The 16,074-nt window shown below is 65.9% G+C and carries 16 protein-coding genes and 1 pseudogene; all 17 read left to right on the top strand.

Annotation, left to right across the window (positions count from 1 at the left end):
* Positions 1-988, top strand: a 988-nt coding sequence (locus AC6EI8_RS15935; RefSeq protein WP_498382357.1) for a molybdopterin-dependent oxidoreductase, incomplete at its 5' end; no start/stop codon positions are given.
* Between the two features lie 30 nt (positions 989-1,018).
* Positions 1,019-2,083 carry an NADH-quinone oxidoreductase subunit NuoH gene (gene nuoH / locus AC6EI8_RS15930; protein ID WP_150084776.1) on the top strand — a complete coding sequence of 355 codons (1,065 nt, stop codon included), beginning with the start codon at positions 1,019-1,021 and terminating at the stop codon, positions 2,081-2,083.
* A 98-nt stretch (positions 2,084-2,181) separates the two neighbouring features.
* On the top strand, positions 2,182-2,673 hold the full coding sequence (gene nuoI, locus AC6EI8_RS15925; RefSeq protein WP_149319379.1) for an NADH-quinone oxidoreductase subunit NuoI: 492 nt from the start codon (positions 2,182-2,184) through the stop codon (positions 2,671-2,673).
* A 127-nt stretch (positions 2,674-2,800) separates the two neighbouring features.
* Complete coding sequence (locus AC6EI8_RS15920) at positions 2,801-3,442, top strand: NADH-quinone oxidoreductase subunit J (protein ID WP_149319378.1); 642 nt, start codon at positions 2,801-2,803, stop codon at positions 3,440-3,442.
* Positions 3,443-3,457: 15 nt separating this feature from the next.
* The gene (nuoK, locus tag AC6EI8_RS15915) at positions 3,458-3,763 is read left to right on the top strand and encodes an NADH-quinone oxidoreductase subunit NuoK (RefSeq protein WP_006576687.1); all 306 of its coding nucleotides are present in this window, start codon (positions 3,458-3,460) and stop codon (positions 3,761-3,763) included.
* A 72-nt stretch (positions 3,764-3,835) separates the two neighbouring features.
* The gene (nuoL, locus tag AC6EI8_RS15910) at positions 3,836-5,944 is read left to right on the top strand and encodes an NADH-quinone oxidoreductase subunit L (protein ID WP_150084777.1); all 2,109 of its coding nucleotides are present in this window, start codon (positions 3,836-3,838) and stop codon (positions 5,942-5,944) included.
* 14 nt (positions 5,945-5,958) lie between these two features.
* On the top strand, positions 5,959-7,425 hold the full coding sequence (locus AC6EI8_RS15905; RefSeq protein ID WP_149319376.1) for an NADH-quinone oxidoreductase subunit M: 1,467 nt from the start codon (positions 5,959-5,961) through the stop codon (positions 7,423-7,425).
* Positions 7,426-7,443: 18 nt separating this feature from the next.
* On the top strand, positions 7,444-8,919 hold the full coding sequence (gene nuoN, locus AC6EI8_RS15900) for an NADH-quinone oxidoreductase subunit NuoN (protein WP_149319375.1): 1,476 nt from the start codon (positions 7,444-7,446) through the stop codon (positions 8,917-8,919).
* A 44-nt stretch (positions 8,920-8,963) separates the two neighbouring features.
* Positions 8,964-9,272, top strand: a complete 309-nt coding sequence (locus AC6EI8_RS15895; RefSeq protein ID WP_053821445.1) for a DUF2818 family protein — start codon at positions 8,964-8,966, stop codon at positions 9,270-9,272.
* Between the two features lie 48 nt (positions 9,273-9,320).
* Positions 9,321-9,956 carry an NUDIX domain-containing protein gene (locus tag AC6EI8_RS15890; RefSeq protein ID WP_223819859.1) on the top strand — a complete coding sequence of 212 codons (636 nt, stop codon included), beginning with the start codon at positions 9,321-9,323 and terminating at the stop codon, positions 9,954-9,956.
* A 146-nt stretch (positions 9,957-10,102) separates the two neighbouring features.
* Positions 10,103-10,567: a DUF1178 family protein gene (locus tag AC6EI8_RS15885; protein WP_498382356.1), complete on the top strand. Its 465-nt coding sequence runs from the start codon at positions 10,103-10,105 to the stop codon at positions 10,565-10,567.
* A gap of 89 nt (positions 10,568-10,656) precedes the next feature.
* On the top strand, positions 10,657-11,859 hold the full coding sequence (locus AC6EI8_RS15880; RefSeq protein WP_149319373.1) for an acyl-CoA dehydrogenase family protein: 1,203 nt from the start codon (positions 10,657-10,659) through the stop codon (positions 11,857-11,859).
* Between the two features lie 13 nt (positions 11,860-11,872).
* A complete protein-coding gene (locus AC6EI8_RS15875; protein ID WP_149319372.1) occupies positions 11,873-12,991 on the top strand; it encodes an acyl-CoA dehydrogenase family protein in 1,119 nt (372 codons plus the stop codon).
* 100 nt (positions 12,992-13,091) lie between these two features.
* Positions 13,092-13,544, top strand: coding sequence for a MaoC family dehydratase (locus AC6EI8_RS15870; RefSeq protein WP_149319371.1), 453 nt, complete (start codon positions 13,092-13,094; stop codon positions 13,542-13,544).
* 55 nt (positions 13,545-13,599) lie between these two features.
* Complete coding sequence (locus tag AC6EI8_RS15865; protein WP_006576677.1) at positions 13,600-14,079, top strand: MaoC family dehydratase; 480 nt, start codon at positions 13,600-13,602, stop codon at positions 14,077-14,079.
* Positions 14,080-14,278: 199 nt separating this feature from the next.
* Positions 14,279-15,535, top strand: coding sequence for an urea ABC transporter substrate-binding protein (gene urtA, locus AC6EI8_RS15860; protein WP_149319370.1), 1,257 nt, complete (start codon positions 14,279-14,281; stop codon positions 15,533-15,535).
* 185 nt (positions 15,536-15,720) lie between these two features.
* Positions 15,721-16,074, top strand: a pseudogene (locus AC6EI8_RS15855) (urea ABC transporter permease subunit UrtB); the annotation flags it as partial.

The following is a 16,074-nucleotide window of genomic DNA, read 5'->3' as shown; positions in this document are numbered from 1 at the left end:
GGCCGCGCAGGCCCTGCTGTCGGGCGAGCGCCGTGCCGTCTTCCTCGGCAACGAGGCGGTTCGCCATCCGCAATTCGCCGCGCTGCACGCGCTGGCGCAGTGGATCGCGGACAACACCGGCGCCACGCTGGGCTTCCTGACCGAAGCGGCCAACACCGTCGGCGCGCATCTGGTCGGCGCGCTGCCGCGCCAGGGCGGGGCCGATGCCCGCGCCATGCTGGAGTCGCCGCGCAAGGCCTATGTGGTGCTGAACGCCGAACCCGAGTTCGACACCGCCGACCCGCAACGCGCGCTGGCCGCGCTGAGCCAGGCCGGCACCGTGATCGTGCTGTCGCCGTTCCGCTCCGACGCCGCGCTGCAATACGCCGACGTGATCCTGCCGATCGCGCCGTTCAGCGAGACCTCGGGTACCTACGTGAACTGCGAAGGCGTGCCGCAAAGCTTCAACGGCGTGGTGCGTCCGCTGGGCGAGACCCGTCCGGCGTGGAAGGTGCTGCGCGTGCTGGGCAATCTGCTCGACGTGCCGGGCTTCGACTACGAGACCGCCGAGTCGGTCCGCGACGAAGCGCTGGCCGAAGCGATCGCTCCGCGCCTGAACAACCGCACGTCCGCCGCGATCCAGGTCGCCGCGCCGTCGGCCAACGGTGCCGTGCCGGCGATCGAGCGCGTCGCCGACGTGCCGATCTACCACTCGGACGCGATCGTGCGTCGTGCCGATTCGCTGCAGCTGACCGCTGCCGCGCGCCGCGCGATGCAGGTGGGCCTGTCGGCCGACCTGTTCGCCGCGCTCGGCGTGGCCGCCGGCGATCCGGTGCGCGTGACGCAAGGGCAGGGCAGCGTCGTGCTGCCGGCCGTGCTCGAGGAAGGTCTGCCCGCCAATACGGTGCGCGTGTCGGCGGCCACGCCGGCCGCCGTCGGCCTCGGGCCGATGTTCGGCACCGTGCTGGTGGAAAAGGCGGTGGAACTGGCCCCGGTGGCCGCGGCTTAAAGAAGCGAATACGACAGGCGAGAGAGAAAGATGATCGATTGGATTACCTCGCAGGGACAGGCCGTCTTCGGTGGCGCATGGACGCCGCTGTGGATCCTGATTCGCGCCGTGGTCATCGTGGTGCCGCTGCTGCTGTGCGTGGCCTACCTGATCCTGTGGGAGCGCAAGCTGATCGGCTGGATGCACGTGCGGATCGGGCCGAACCGGGTCGGCCCGCTGGGCCTGCTGCAGCCGATCGCCGACGTGCTGAAGCTGCTGCTCAAGGAAGTGATGACGCCCTCGCAGGTCAGCAAGGGCCTGTACCTGATCGCGCCGCTGATGGTGCTGATGCCGGCCGTGGCGATCTGGGCGGTGATCCCGTTCCAGGCCGAGGTGGTGATGGCCGACGTCAACGCCGGCCTGCTGTATGTGATGGCGATCAGCTCGGTCGGCGTCTACGGCGTGATCCTGGCGGGCTGGGCCTCGAACTCGAAGTACGCCTTCATCGGCGCGATGCGTGCCGCCGCGCAGATGGTGTCGTACGAAATCGCGATGGGCTTCGCGCTGGTCACGGTGCTGATGGTGTCGGGCAGCCTGAACCTGTCGGCGATCGTCAACGGCCAGAACACCGGCTACTTCGCCAACATGGGCCTGAACGTGCTGTCGTGGAACTGGCTGCCGCTGCTGCCGATGTTCGGCGTCTACTTCATCTCGGGCGTGGCCGAAACCAACCGCCACCCGTTCGACGTGGTGGAAGGCGAATCGGAAATCGTGGCGGGCCACATGATCGAGTACTCGGGCATGGGCTTCGCGCTGTTCTTCCTGGCCGAATACATCAACATGATCATCATCTCGACGATGACCGCGCTGATGTTCCTCGGCGGCTGGGCGCCCCCGGTCGACAGCGTGGTCACCAACGCGATCCCGGGCTTCTTCTGGCTGCTGATCAAGGTGTTCCTGCTGCTGTCGGTGTTCATCTGGATCCGCGCCTCGTTCCCGCGCTACCGCTACGACCAGATCATGCGCCTGGGCTGGAAGGTCTTCATTCCGCTGACCGTCGCATGGCTGATCATCGTGGCGATCTGGATCAAGTCGCCCTGGAACATCTGGCACTGAAATCGCCGCCGATCCCGGCCACGAAGCTGGCCGGGACGGGCCAAACCGGGCCGCGGCGCACGCGCCGCGCCCGGTGGAATTACTAGGAAGCAATCGTCATGCTGCTCGCCATCAAGGACTTCTTCAACAGCCTGCTCCTGAAGGAACTCTTCAAGGGCATGGCCTTGACCGGCCGCTATCTCTTCGCTCGCAAGATCACGGTGCAGTTCCCCGAGGAGAAGACGCCGATCTCGCCGCGCTTCCGCGGCCTGCACGCGCTGCGCCGCTATCCGAACGGCGAGGAGCGCTGCATCGCCTGCAAGCTGTGCGAAGCGGTCTGCCCGGCGCTGGCCATCACGATCGAGTCGGACGTGCGCGCCGACGGCACCCGCCGTACCACGCGCTACGACATCGATCTGACCAAATGCATTTTCTGCGGCTTCTGCGAGGAAGCCTGCCCGGTCGACGCCATCGTCGAAACCCAGATTCTCGAGTACCACGGCGAGAAGCGCGGCGACCTGTATTTCACCAAGGACATGCTGCTCGCGGTGGGCGACCGCTACGAGCCGCAGATCGCGGCGGCCAAGGCGGCGGACGCGAAGTACCGCTGATCGCGCCGGGCGCGCGCATCGGGCCGCAAGGCTTCATATTGAATCGGGCCCCGCGAGGGGCAACTAGAAGGATGCCGCAAGGGCAGGCCGCCGGGGGTGGCCTGTGCCGTGCGGCACGACGAGAACCATGGAATTCACGACCACCATCTTCTACGTCTTCGCAGTGGTGCTGGTGCTCTCCGCACTGAAAGTCATCACCGCCAAGAACCCGGTGCACTCGGCGCTGTACCTCGTGCTGTCGTTCTTCACGGCAGCCGCGCTGTGGATGCTGCTGCAGGCCGAATTCCTCGCCATCCTGCTGGTGCTGGTCTACGTCGGCGCCGTGATGGTGCTGTTCCTGTTCGTCGTGATGATGATCGATATCGATATCGAGCACCTGCGGCGCGACTTCTGGACCTATGTGCCGCTGGCCTCGGTGGTGGGCGCGCTGATCATCGCGGAAATGGCGATCGTGCTGGTGCGCAACTTCATCGGCACCACGCAGCCGCTCAAGCCGATGCCGCAGGGCTCCGACTACTCGAACACCGGCGCGCTCGGCCAGGTCATCTACACCGACTACATCTACGCCTTCGAGGTGGCCGGCATCATCCTGCTGGTGGCCATCATCGCCGCGGTCGCGCTGACGCTGCGCCGCCGCAAGGACACCAAGGCGCAGGACGTGTCCGAACAGCTGCGCACCCGCCGCGCCGACCGCGTGCGGCTGGTCTCGATGCCGGCACAGACCGCGCAAGCCGCCGGCGAGCAAGCCGACGCCGCCAACAAGAACTGAAGATCGGGGAACGACGTGCTCTCTCTCGCCCATTTCCTGGTGCTCGGTGCGATCCTGTTTGCGATCAGCATCGTCGGCATCTTCCTGAACCGCAAGAACGTGATCGTGCTGCTGATGGCGATCGAGCTGATGCTGCTGGCGGTCAATATGAACTTCGTCGCCTTTTCGCACTATCTGGGCGATCTGGCCGGCCAAGTCTTCGTTTTCTTCATCCTGACGGTGGCCGCCGCCGAGTCGGCGATCGGTCTGGCAATCCTGGTCGTGCTGTTCCGCAATCTGGACACGATCAACGTCGACGACCTGGATGCGCTCAAGGGCTGATGCCCGCGAGCCGATCCTGTCGAAACACGTCACCCAACCGACCGCACCCGACCGCACACCAACAAGCGTCCTATGGCAACCACGCTCAACCCCAACCTGCTGCTCGCGATTCCGCTGGCGCCGCTCGCCGGCGCGGCCATCGCGGGATTGTTCGGCACCAAGTTCTTCGGATCGTTCTCGTCGGAGACGCGCGCCGGCCGCGCCATCGCCCACACCGTGACCATTCTCGGCGTGGCGATCGCCTGCCTGCTGTCGCTGCTCGTGCTGCGCGACGTGATGGTGGATGGGGCCAGCTTCAACGCCACCGTCTATGAGTGGATGGTGCTGCCGTTCAACGGCCATCCGCTGAAGATGGAGGTCGGCTTCCTGGTCGACTCGCTGACCGCAATGATGATGGTGGTGGTGACCTTCGTCTCGCTGATGGTGCACATCTACACCGTCGGCTACATGCAGGGCGACCCCGGCTACAACCGTTTCTTCGCCTACATCTCGCTGTTCACCTTCTCGATGCTGATGCTGGTGATGAGCAACAACTTCCTGCAGCTGTTCTTCGGCTGGGAAGCGGTGGGCCTCGTCTCGTATCTGCTGATCGGCTTCTGGTACACCCGTCCGACCGCGATCTTCGCCAACCTGAAGGCCTTCCTGGTCAACCGCGTCGGCGACTTCGGCTTCATCCTGGGCATCGGCCTGCTGCTGGCCTACAGCGGCAGCCTGAACTACACCGACGTGTTCGCCGCGCGCGACCAGCTGGCGACCGTGACCTTCCCGGGCACCGACTGGATGATGCTGACGGTGGCCTGCATCTGCCTGTTCATCGGCGCGATGGGCAAGTCGGCGCAGTTCCCGCTGCACGTGTGGCTGCCGGACTCGATGGAAGGCCCGACCCCGATCTCGGCGCTGATCCACGCGGCCACCATGGTGACCGCGGGCATCTTCATGGTCAGCCGCATGTCGCCGCTGTTCGAGCTGTCCGACGCCGCGCTGTCCTTCGTGCTGGTGATCGGCGCGATCACCGCGCTGTTCATGGGTTTCCTGGGCATCATCCAGAACGACATCAAGCGCGTGGTCGCGTACTCGACGCTGTCGCAGCTGGGCTACATGACGGTCGCGCTGGGCGCCTCGGCCTACCAGGTCGCGGTGTTCCACCTGATGACCCACGCCTTCTTCAAGGCGCTGCTGTTCCTGGCCGCGGGCTCGGTGATCATCGGCATGCACCATGACCAGGACATCCGCAACATGGGCGGCCTGCGCAAGTACATGCCGATCACCTGGATCACCTCGCTGGTCGGTTCGCTGGCGCTGATCGGCACGCCGTTCTTCTCGGGCTTCTACTCGAAGGACTCGATCATCGAGGCCGTGGCCGAGTCGCACATCGCCGGTTCGGGCTTCGCCTACTTCGCCGTGATGGCGGGCGTGTTTGTCACCGCGTTCTACTCGTTCCGGATGTACTTCCTGGTATTCCACGGCGAGGAGCGCTTCGGCAAGCCGCACCTGCACCACGACCACGCCGAGGAAGAGGAAGAGGCGCATGGCGACGATCATCACCACGGCCTGGCGCCGGGCGAGAAGCCGCACGAGTCGCCGTGGGTCGTGACGCTGCCGCTGGTGCTGCTGGCGATCCCGTCGGTGGTGATCGGTGCGATCGCGATCGAGCCGATGCTGTTCGGCGACTTCTTCAAGAACGGCGTGGCCTTCCAGAACGTGATCTTCGTCGGCGAGAACCATCACGCGATGCGCGAGCTGGGCGAGATGTTCCACGGCTGGGTCGCGATGGGCATCCACTCGCTGCAGACCCCGGTGCTGTGGCTCGCGCTGGCCGGCGTGGTGCTGTCGTGGTTCTTCTACATGAAGCGCCCCGACATCCCGGCGGCCATCCAGCAGCGCTTCAGCGGCGTGTACAAATTGCTCGACAACAAGTACTACATGGACGCCATCAACGAGGCGGTGTTCGCCCGCGGCGCGCGCCTGCTCGGCACGGGCCTGTGGAAGGGCGGCGACCAGGGCCTGATCGACGGCCTGCTGGTCAACGGCGCCGCGCGCGTGGTCGGCTGGGTCGCCTCGGTCAGCCGCTACGTGCAGTCCGGCTATATCTATCACTACGCATTCGCGATGATCCTGGGCATGCTGGTGCTGCTGTCGATCACGATCTTCGGCTCGGCTAGCGCGGTGGGCGCCAAGTAAGGAATACAACGAAAATGGTTCTCTCTTTCGCTATCTGGCTGCCTGTCTTTTTCGGCTTGCTGGTGCTGGCTTTCGGCTCGGATCGCAGCCCGGGCTTCGTCCGCTGGACCGCGTTGTTCGGCTCGATCGTCAGCTTCCTGGTCACGCTGCCGCTGATTCTGAACTTCGACCGCGGCACCGCGCAGATGCAGTTCGTCGAGAAGTATTCGTGGATCGAGCGCTTCAACATCAACTACCACCTCGGCGTCGACGGCATCTCGATGTGGTTCGTGGTGCTGACCGCCTTCATCACGGTGATCGTCGTGATCGCCGGCTGGGAAGTCATCACCGAGCGCGTGGCGGCCTACATGGCCTCGTTCCTGATCCTGTCGGGCATCATGGTCGGCGTGTTCGCCTCGCTCGACGGCATGCTGTTCTACGTGTTCTTCGAGGCCACGCTGATCCCGATGTACATCATCATCGGCGTCTGGGGCGGTCCCAACCGGGTCTACGCGGCCTTCAAGTTCTTCCTCTACACGCTGCTCGGCTCGCTGCTGACGCTGATCGCGCTGCTGTACCTGTACAACAAGACCGGCAGCTTCGAGATCCTGCAATGGCATCAGGCCAGGCTGTCGATGAACGAGCAGGTGCTGCTGTTCCTGGCGTTCTTCCTGGCCTTCGCGGTCAAGGTGCCGATGTGGCCGGTCCACACCTGGCTGCCCGACGCCCACGTCGAGGCGCCCACCGGCGGCTCCGTGGTGCTGGCCGCGATCATGCTGAAGCTGGGCGCCTACGGCTTCCTGCGCTTCTCGCTGCCGATCGCGCCGGACGCCAGCCACAGCCTGGCCGCGTTCATCATCGCGATCTCGCTGGTGGCCGTGATCTACATCGGCCTGGTGGCGATGGTGCAGGCCGACATGAAGAAGCTGGTCGCGTACTCGTCGATCGCCCACATGGGCTTCGTCACGCTGGGCTTCTTCATCTTCAGCGAGATCGGCATCGAGGGCGGCATCGTGCAGATGATCTCGCACGGCTTCATCTCGGGCGCGATGTTCCTTTGCATCGGCGTGCTCTATGACCGCGTGCACTCGCGCCAGATCGCCGACTACGGCGGCGTGGTCAACACGATGCCGAAGTTCGCGGCCTTCGCGGTGTTCTTCGCGATGGCCAACAGCGGCCTGCCGGCCACCTCGGGCTTCGTCGGCGAGTGGATGGTGATCCTGGGCGGCGTCCAGTACAACTTCTGGATCGGCCTGGCGGCGGCCACCTCGCTGATCCTCGGCGCGGCCTATTCGCTGTGGATGGTCAAGCGCGTGGTGTTCGGCGATATCAAGCACCAGCACGTCGCCGAGCTGGTCGACCTGAACAAGCGCGAGTTCGTCATGCTGGGCCTGCTGGCCGCGATGACGCTGTACATGGGCCTGCATCCGAAACCCTTTACCGATGTGATGCACGCATCGGTGGTCAACCTGCTGTCGCACGTGGCGCAGTCCAAGCTGTAAGCAGGGAGAGAACGAATCATGGAATCGACCACGACTTGGGCGCCCGTCGCCCCGATCATCTTCCTGGCGATCGCCATCGCGGCGGTCAACTGGATCGACCTCGCGCGCGGCAAGAACCGCCCGAGCGTCGCCTATCCGCTGTCGCTGCTGATCACGCTGGTACTGACCGTCTGGTTCGGCCTGAACGCCGCCAACGGCGAGACCCACTACGCCTTCTCGAACCTGGCCGTGATCGACCCGATGGCGAACGTGCTGGCCTCGTTCTCGGCGCTGGCGCTGTTCGTGACGCTGGTCTACACCCGCCGCTACCTCGGCGACCGTGACCTGTACGCCGGCGAGTTCTACATGCTGGCGCTGTTCACGCTGGGCGGCCAGATCGTGATGATCACCGGCAACAACTTCCTGACGCTGTACCTCGGCGTGGAACTGCTGTCGCTGTCGTCGTACGCGCTGGTCGCGCTGCGCCGCGATTCGCGCGTGACGTCCGAATCGGCGATGAAGTACTTCGTGCTGGGCGCGCTGGCCTCGGGCTTCCTGCTGTACGGCATGTCGATGATGTACGGTGCCACCGGTTCGCTGAACCTGGGCGAAGTGTTCCGCGTGGTCGAATCCGGCCGCGTCAACACGACGATGCTGGCCTTCGGCGTGGTGTTCCTGGTCGCCGGCCTGGCCTTCAAGCTGGGCGCCGCGCCGTTCCACATGTGGATTCCGGACATCTACCAGGGCTCGCCGACCGCGGTGACGCTGCTGATCGCCGGTGCGCCGAAGCTGGCCGCCTTCGCGATGACGCTGCGTATCCTGGTCGAAGGCCTGCTGCCGCTGGCGGTGGACTGGCAGGTCATGCTGTCGGTGCTGGCGGTGGTGTCGCTCGCGATCGGCAACCTGACCGCGATCGTGCAGAGCAACCTGAAGCGGATGCTGGCGTATTCGACGATCTCGCACATGGGCTTCCTGCTGCTGGGCATGCTGTCGGGCGTGGCCGGCGGCCAGACCGACGGCGCCGCCAGCGCGTACGGCTCGGCGATGTTCTACGCGGTCACCTACGTGCTGACCACGCTGGGCACCTTCGGCATCATCCTGCTGCGCACCAACAAGGGCTTCGAGGCCGAGACGCTGGAAGACCTGAAGGGCATGTCGCGCAAGAACCCGTGGTTCGCGCTGCTGATGCTGGTGATGATGTTCTCGCTGGCCGGCATCCCGCCGACCGTGGGCTTCTACGCCAAGCTGGCCGTGCTCGAGGCGGTGGTCGCGGCGGGCATGTCGTGGCTGGCCGTGGTGGCGGTGCTGTTCTCGCTGATCGGTGCGTTCTACTACCTGCGCATCGTCAAGCTGATGTACTTCGACGTGCCGGCCGGCGAGGAAACGCTGGAAGCGTCCGGCGGCCTGCGTTCGCTGCTGAGCCTGAACGGCCTGGTGATCGTCGCGCTGGGCATCTTCCCGGCCGCGCTGATGAACCTGTGCTACCAGGTCGTGCGCACCACGCTGGGCGCCTGAGCGCCCGCCGACGCGCACACGAAGCGAATACCACCCAAACCGCAATGAGCGCATCCGCGGGCGGCTGGTTTGTCATCCTGCTGGCATTGGCCTGTGCCAATCTGCCGTTCGTCAACCAGCGCCTGTTTGCGGTCATTCCGCTCGGCAAGCCGCGCAAGCCGTTCTGGGTGCGGCTCGCCGAGCTGATCGTCTACTATCTGCTGGTCGGCGCGGTCGGGTTCGCGGTCGAGGCCGGCCTGGGCAACCGCTTTGCCCAGGGCTGGCAGTTCTACGCGATCACCGCCTGCCTGATGCTGGTGTTCGCCTTCCCCGGCTACACCTGGCAGTACCTGGTCAAACATCGCGCGAGCTGACGCCGAACCCGGCATGACCTTCGGCGGCCTCGCCATCCCGGAGGGTTCATGTCGTCATCCCACTCGAAAGCCGCCTCCCTGGTCTCTCCCGAAGCGCTCGACGCCGGCGGCGACGACCATCTGAAGGAAGTCCCCCTGGCGTCCGCGACGCTGCACCGGGGCAAGTTTCTGACGCTGAAGCAGGACATCGTGCGGCTGCCCGACGGCAAGCAGGCCGGCCGCGAGTATGTCGAGCACCCGGGCGCGGTGATGATGATCCCGCTGTTCGACGACGGCACCGTGCTGGTGGAGCGCCAGTTCCGCTATGCGGTGCGCGAGGTCATGCTCGAATTCCCGGCCGGCAAGCTCGACCCCCAGGAAGGGGCGCAGCGCTGCGGCGAGCGCGAGCTGCGCGAGGAAACCGGCTACAGCGCCGCGCGCTGGGACTACCTGACCCGCATCCACCCGGTAATCTCGTACTCGACCGAGTTCATCGACCTGTTCCTGGCGCGCGAGCTGACCGCCGGCGAGGCGGCGCTGGACGACGGCGAATTCCTCGAAACGCTGATCGTGCCGGCCGGGCAGGTGATCGACTGGGTCCGCCAGGGCCGCATCACCGACGTCAAGACCATCATCGGCGCGTTCTGGCTGGAAAAGGTGCTGTCGGGCGCCTGGCAGCCGGGCGAGCAGAAGGTGCCGGGCTGAGCGCCGCCCACCTTTAAATTCGCCGAAGCGCTACCATCTTCCCGACAGGCCAGCCTCCGGGCTGGCACCGGTCAGGAAAAAATTAGAACGACCGTTCACAAATTTGCGATTCACGGCTAATATTGCTTTGACGGGCTGGAAACATCATGAAGGTGCTCGACCTGCGCTGTGCGCATGACCATCGGTTCGAAGGCTGGTTTGCTTCGGAGGAGGATGCGCAGTCGCAGATTTCGCGCGATCTCGTTCAGTGTCCTGTCTGCGGCGACCACGCGGTGACGCGGCTGCCGAGCGCCCCGCGCCTGAATCTGTCCGGCGCGGCCGAGCGAGCGCCGACGCCGCGGGCGCCGGCACCGCAGGCACAGGAGGCGGTCCCGCAGGCGGCGCAGGTTCTGCAATCGCTGTATCTGAAGGCGGTCAGGCAGGTGCTGGCGCAGACCGAGGACGTGGGGCCGCGCTTTGCCGAGGAGGCCAGGCGCATGCATTACGACGAGGCACCGGAACGCGGCATCCGCGGGACGGCGTCGCCGGAGGAAGTGCAGGCGCTCGCCGAAGAGGGCATTGAAACGTTTCCGCTCGTGGTGCCGGATGCGCTGAAGCAGACGGCTCACTGAATCGCGTCCCGTGCCCGCCTTCGCGCCGGTGCGAGGGCGCGTTGGCCAGAACAATTTGCCGGCCGCAGCCGGCATCACTGGAGACGGGCATGGATCTCAATTACACGGCGGCCGACAACGCCTTCCGCGAGGAAGTGCGCAGCTGGCTGGAAGCCAACCTGCCGGCGGACATTCGCGCCAAGATTCTGAATCACCGCCGGCCCAACCGCGACGATCTGGTGCGCTGGCACAAGATCCTGGCGGGCAAGGGCTGGTCGGCGCCGCACTGGCCGGTCGAGTTTGGCGGCACCGGCTGGAACGCGACCCAGCGCCATATCTGGGATGAGGAAAATGCCCGCGTCGGCGCGCCCGGCGTGCTGCCTTTCGGCGTGGCGATGGTCGCGCCGGTGATCATGAAGTACGGCAACGAGCAGCAGAAGTCGTACTACCTGCCGCGCATCCTGGACTGCACCGACTGGTGGTGTCAGGGCTATTCGGAGCCGGGCTCGGGCTCGGACCTGGCCTCGCTGAAGACCCGCGCCGAACTGACGCCGGACGGCAAGCACTACATCGTCAACGGCCAGAAGACCTGGACCACGCTCGGCCAGCACGCCGACATGATCTTCTGCCTGGTCCGCACCGACCCCGAGGCCAAGAAGCAGGAGGGCATCTCCTTCCTGCTGATCGACATGAAGACGCCGGGCATCACCGTGCGTCCGATCATCATGCTCGACGAGGACCACGAGGTGAACGAGGTCTTCTTCGACAACGTCAAGGTGCCGGTCGAGAACCGCGTCGGCGAAGAGAACAAGGGCTGGACCTACGCCAAGTACCTGCTCGGCCATGAGCGCACCGGCATCGCCCGCGTCGGCAATTCCAAGCGCGAGCTGGGCTTCCTGAAGCGCGTCGCGCGCCAGCAGCAGAAGAACGGCAAGCCGCTGCTGGAAGATCCGGTGTTCGGCGCCAAGGTCGCCGCGCTGGAGATCGAGCTGATGGCGCTGGAAATCACCGTGCTGCGCGTGGTCTCGAGCGAGAGCGCCGGCAAGGGCCCCGGCCCCGAGGCCTCGCTGCTGAAGATCAAGGGCACCGAGATCCAGCAGATGCTGACCGAGCTGATGGTCGAAGCCGTCGGCCCGTACGCGCAGCCGTTCGACCGCGACTACCTGGAGTGCGAGACCGAGCATGCCGTGACCGGCTACGACGATGCCGCGCCGCTGGCCGCGTACTACTTCAATTTCCGCAAGACCTCGATCTACGGCGGATCCAACGAAATCCAGAAGAACATCATCAGCCAGATGATCCTGGGGCTGTGAGGAGACAGGAACCATGAACTTCAATCTCAGCGACGAGCAGAAGCAACTGGCTGACGCGGTACGCCGCTTCATCGACAAGAGCTACGACTTCGAGTCCCGCAAGAAGGCCTACAAGAGCGAGACCGGCTACAGCGAAGCGGCCTGGAACGCGCTGGTCGAGCTCGGCCTGACCGCGCTGCCGGTGCCGGAGGCGCAGGGCGGCTTCAACGGTACCGCCATCGACATGATGGTGGTAATGCAGGAGCTGGGCCGCGGCCTGGTGGTCGAGCCGTATCTGGCGACGGTGACCGCGGCCTACGCGCTGAAGCAGGCCGGCGGCCAGGACGCCGTGCTCGAACAGGTTGCCGGCGGCGAGATCAAGCTGGCCACCGCGTTCAACGAGCGCGAGGCGCGCTACGCGCTGAACGACGTGCGCGTGACCGCCAGGGGCGGCAAGCTGAACGGCACCAAGGTCGTGGCGGTCCACGGCGGCCAGGCCGACAAGCTGGTGGTGTCCGCACGCACCGGCGGCGGCAATGCCGACCAGGACGGCATCTCGCTGTATCTGGTCGATGCCAGGGCCCCGGGCGTCACGATCCGCGACTACCGCACCATCGACAATCTGCACGCGGCCGATATCACCTTCCAGGACGCCGCCGGCGAACTGCTGGGCGCCGAAGGGCAGGGCTGGGCGCTGCTCGAGCAGACCGCCGACTACGCCGCGGTGCTGCTGTGCGCCGAGGCCGTGGGCGTGATGGACACGCTGACCGCCGCCACCATCGAGTACGCCAAGACGCGCCAGCAGTTCGGCGTGCCGATCGCGCGCTTCCAGGCGCTGCAGCATCGCATGGTCGAGATGTTCATCCATGCCGAGCAGTCGCGCTCGATCACGCTGCTGGCCGCGGCCCGCTTCGACGAGGCCAGCCCCGAGGAGCGCCGCCGCTATGTGTCGGCGGCCAAGGCCCGCGTCGGCCAGGCCGCGCGCACGGTCGGCCAGGAAGCGGTGCAGATCCACGGCGGCATGGGCGTGACCGACGAACTGCCGGCCGCGCACATGTTCAAGCGGCTGACGCTGATCAACACCACCTTCGGCGATGTCGACCATCATCTTGGCCGCTTCGCCAGCCTGCCGGAATTCCAGCAGGCGGCATGATGGCCAGCCGTTGAGGCAACACAGGCCGCGCTCGGGCGTCAACGTCCGGCGCGGCTTTTTGCTTTGGCGGAGCAGAACAACCCAGCAGACTGGAGACCCCATGTCCGACACCATGTACTTCGAAGACTTCGTCGTCGGCAGCCGGCGCGAGCTCGGTTCGCGGCTGATCACCGAGGACGAGATCGTCAGCTTCGCGACGCAATACGATCCGCAGCCCTTCCACGTCGACAAGGAGGCCGCCCAGCGCAGCATCTACGGCGGCCTGATCTCGAGCGGCTGGATGACCTGCGCGGTGATGATGCGCATGCTGGTCGACAACATGACGTCGAAGTCGGCCAGCATGGGCTCGCCTGGCGTCGACGAGATCCGCTGGCTCAAGCCGGTCTATGCCGGCGATACGCTGACGGTGTTCGTGTCGGTGCTGGACAAGCGGCCGTCGCAGTCCAAGCCCGATCGCGGCGTCGTGCACACGCAGTGGGAGGCGGTCAACCAGCGCGGCGAGCTGGTCTGCACCGTCAAGGGCATGGGCATGTACGGCCGCCGGCCGGCCTGAAGCCCCCATCGAACCGGGACCGTCGTTCCGGCCCGACATTGGACAAGGAGAGAAGATGCGCACCATCGCTTCGCTGGAAGAACTCGAGGGCCTGCAGGGGCAGGAGGTCGCCGTCAGCGACTGGACCGAGATCACGCAGCACCAGGTCAACCTGTTCGCCGAGGCGACCGGCGACCATCAGTGGATCCACGTCGATCCCGAACGCGCGCGGCGCGAATCACCGTTCGGCGCCCCGGTCGCGCACGGCTTCCTGACGCTGTCGCTGCTGCCCGCGCTGATGCAGAGCGCGATGCAGATGCCGGGCGTCAAGATCGGCGTCAACTACGGCCTGAACCGCGTGCGCTTCACCGCGCCGGTGCCGGTCGGCAGCCGGCTGCGCGCCCGCATCAAGCTGCTGAAGGTCGAGCGCATCGCGCCGCCGCCCAATGCCCCGGACCTGGTCGGCGCGCAATCGACCTGGGAGGTCACGATCGAACGCGAGGGCAGCGACCGTCCGGTCTGCGTCGCGGAATCGATCAGCCGCCGCTACTCCTGACGCACCGGTGCGGTGCGTCGCACCGCTTTGCATCATCGCACCATCGTGATGCAAGGCGCCGGCGCACCGCCACGGTGCCGTCATGCCAATGCAGTCTCCCGCGCGGCGCCAGGCCGCGTTCTTTTTTGTGGCACGCTAGTTGCAGAAGTGCTCCCGGGGTGCGTTCTTCCTCGAACACAAACAGAGCTAGGGAGCTGCAATGAAACGACGTGAGGTGTTGAAGCTGTCGGCGTTGGCCGCCGCGGCGATGATCGGTACCAGCCCGCTGGCGATCGCGCAATCGAAAGAGCCGATCAAGGTGGGCGTGCTGCATTCGCTGTCGGGCACGATGGCGATCTCGGAGACGTCGCTGAAGGACGTCGCGCTGATGGCCATCGACGAGATCAACAAGAGCGGCGGCGTGCTGGGCCGCAAGCTGGTGCCGGTGGTCGTCGATCCCGCGTCGAACTGGCCGCTGTTCGCCGAGAAGGCGCGCCAGCTGATCAGCAACGACAAGGTCGCGGTGACCTTCGGCTGCTGGACCTCGGTGTCGCGCAAGTCGGTGCTGCCGGTCTACGAGGAACTGAACGCGCTGCTGTTCTATCCGGTGCAGTACGAGGGCGAGGAGATGTCGAAGAACGTCTTCTACACCGGCGCCGCGCCGAATCAGCAGGCCATTCCCGCGGTCGAGTACCTGATGAGCAAGGAGGGCGGCGGCGCGAAGCGCTTCTTCCTGCTGGGCACCGACTACGTGTACCCGCGCACCACCAACAAGATCCTGCGCGCCTTCCTGAAGAGCAAGGGCGTGGCCGACAAGGACATCGAGGAGGTCTACACGCCGTTCGGCCACAGCGATTACCAGACCATCGTCGCCAACATCAAGAAGTTCTCGCAGGGCGGCCGCACCGCGGTGATCTCGACGATCAACGGCGATTCCAACGTGCCCTTCTACAAGGAACTGGGCAACGCGGGCCTGAAGGCCAAGGACGTGCCGGTGGTGGCGTTCTCGGTCGGCGAGGAAGAGCTGCGCGGCATCGACACCAAGCCGCTGGTCGGCCATCTGGCCGCGTGGAACTACTTCATGTCCGTCAAGAACCCGGAGAACGACGCCTTCAAGAAGCAATGGGCGGCCTGGGTCAAGGCGAACAACCTGCCGGGCGGCGACAAGCGCGTGACCAACGATCCGATGGAAGCGACCTACGTCGGCATCCACATGTGGGCGCAGGCGGTCAAGAAGGCCGGCACCACCGATCCGAACAAGGTCCGCGCCGCGATGATCGGCCAGACCTTCAAGGCGCCGAGCGGCTTCACGCTGACGATGGGCGAGAACCACCATCTGTACAAGCCGGTGATGATCGGCGAGGTCAAGGGCGACGGTCAGTTCTCGGTCGTGTGGAAGACGCCGAAGCCGCTGCGCGCGCAGCCGTGGAGCCCGTTCATCGCGGGCAACGAGGGCAAGCCGGACAAGGTGATGTAAGGGCTGTCGTCGAGGGGGAGCAAATCACCCCATCTCCCAGACCCTCTCCCACCGAGGGGAGAGGGGGAACACAGTCGGTTCTCGCATTCCGCAGAGGGAGAGGGCAGCGGCGCCCCTTGTTCCGCTGCGGTTCCGCTGCCGTTCGTTCGATGGCCATCGTCTTGATCCAACCACCACCCATCTCCATGTCCCGATCCATGCTGCCCCGCGCGCCCTGGTGGCGCGCCACGCTCGCCGTGCTGCTGCTGATGGCGGCGCCCGCGCTGTGGGCGGCCGCCGCGCTGACCCAGGCCGATCTGCAGCCCCTGGCCGAAGACGATTTCGATGCCAAGCGCGCCGCCATCGTCGCGCTGGCCAAGGCCGACCCCAAGCAGGCCGGACCGATCCTGCAGGCGCTGCAGGACGACACGCTGCAGTTCGCGCCGGGCGTCGGCATGGTGCGCGTGGAGGGCGAGCGCGCGATCGACGCCATCACCGGCAAGCCGGTCGAGGTCGATGCCGGCGCGCTGCAATCGCTGACGCTGAACAACAGCCTGCGC

The organism is Cupriavidus sp. R6-3, assembly GCF_059772245.1.
This window is presented reverse-complemented; position numbering and strand designations above follow the sequence as displayed.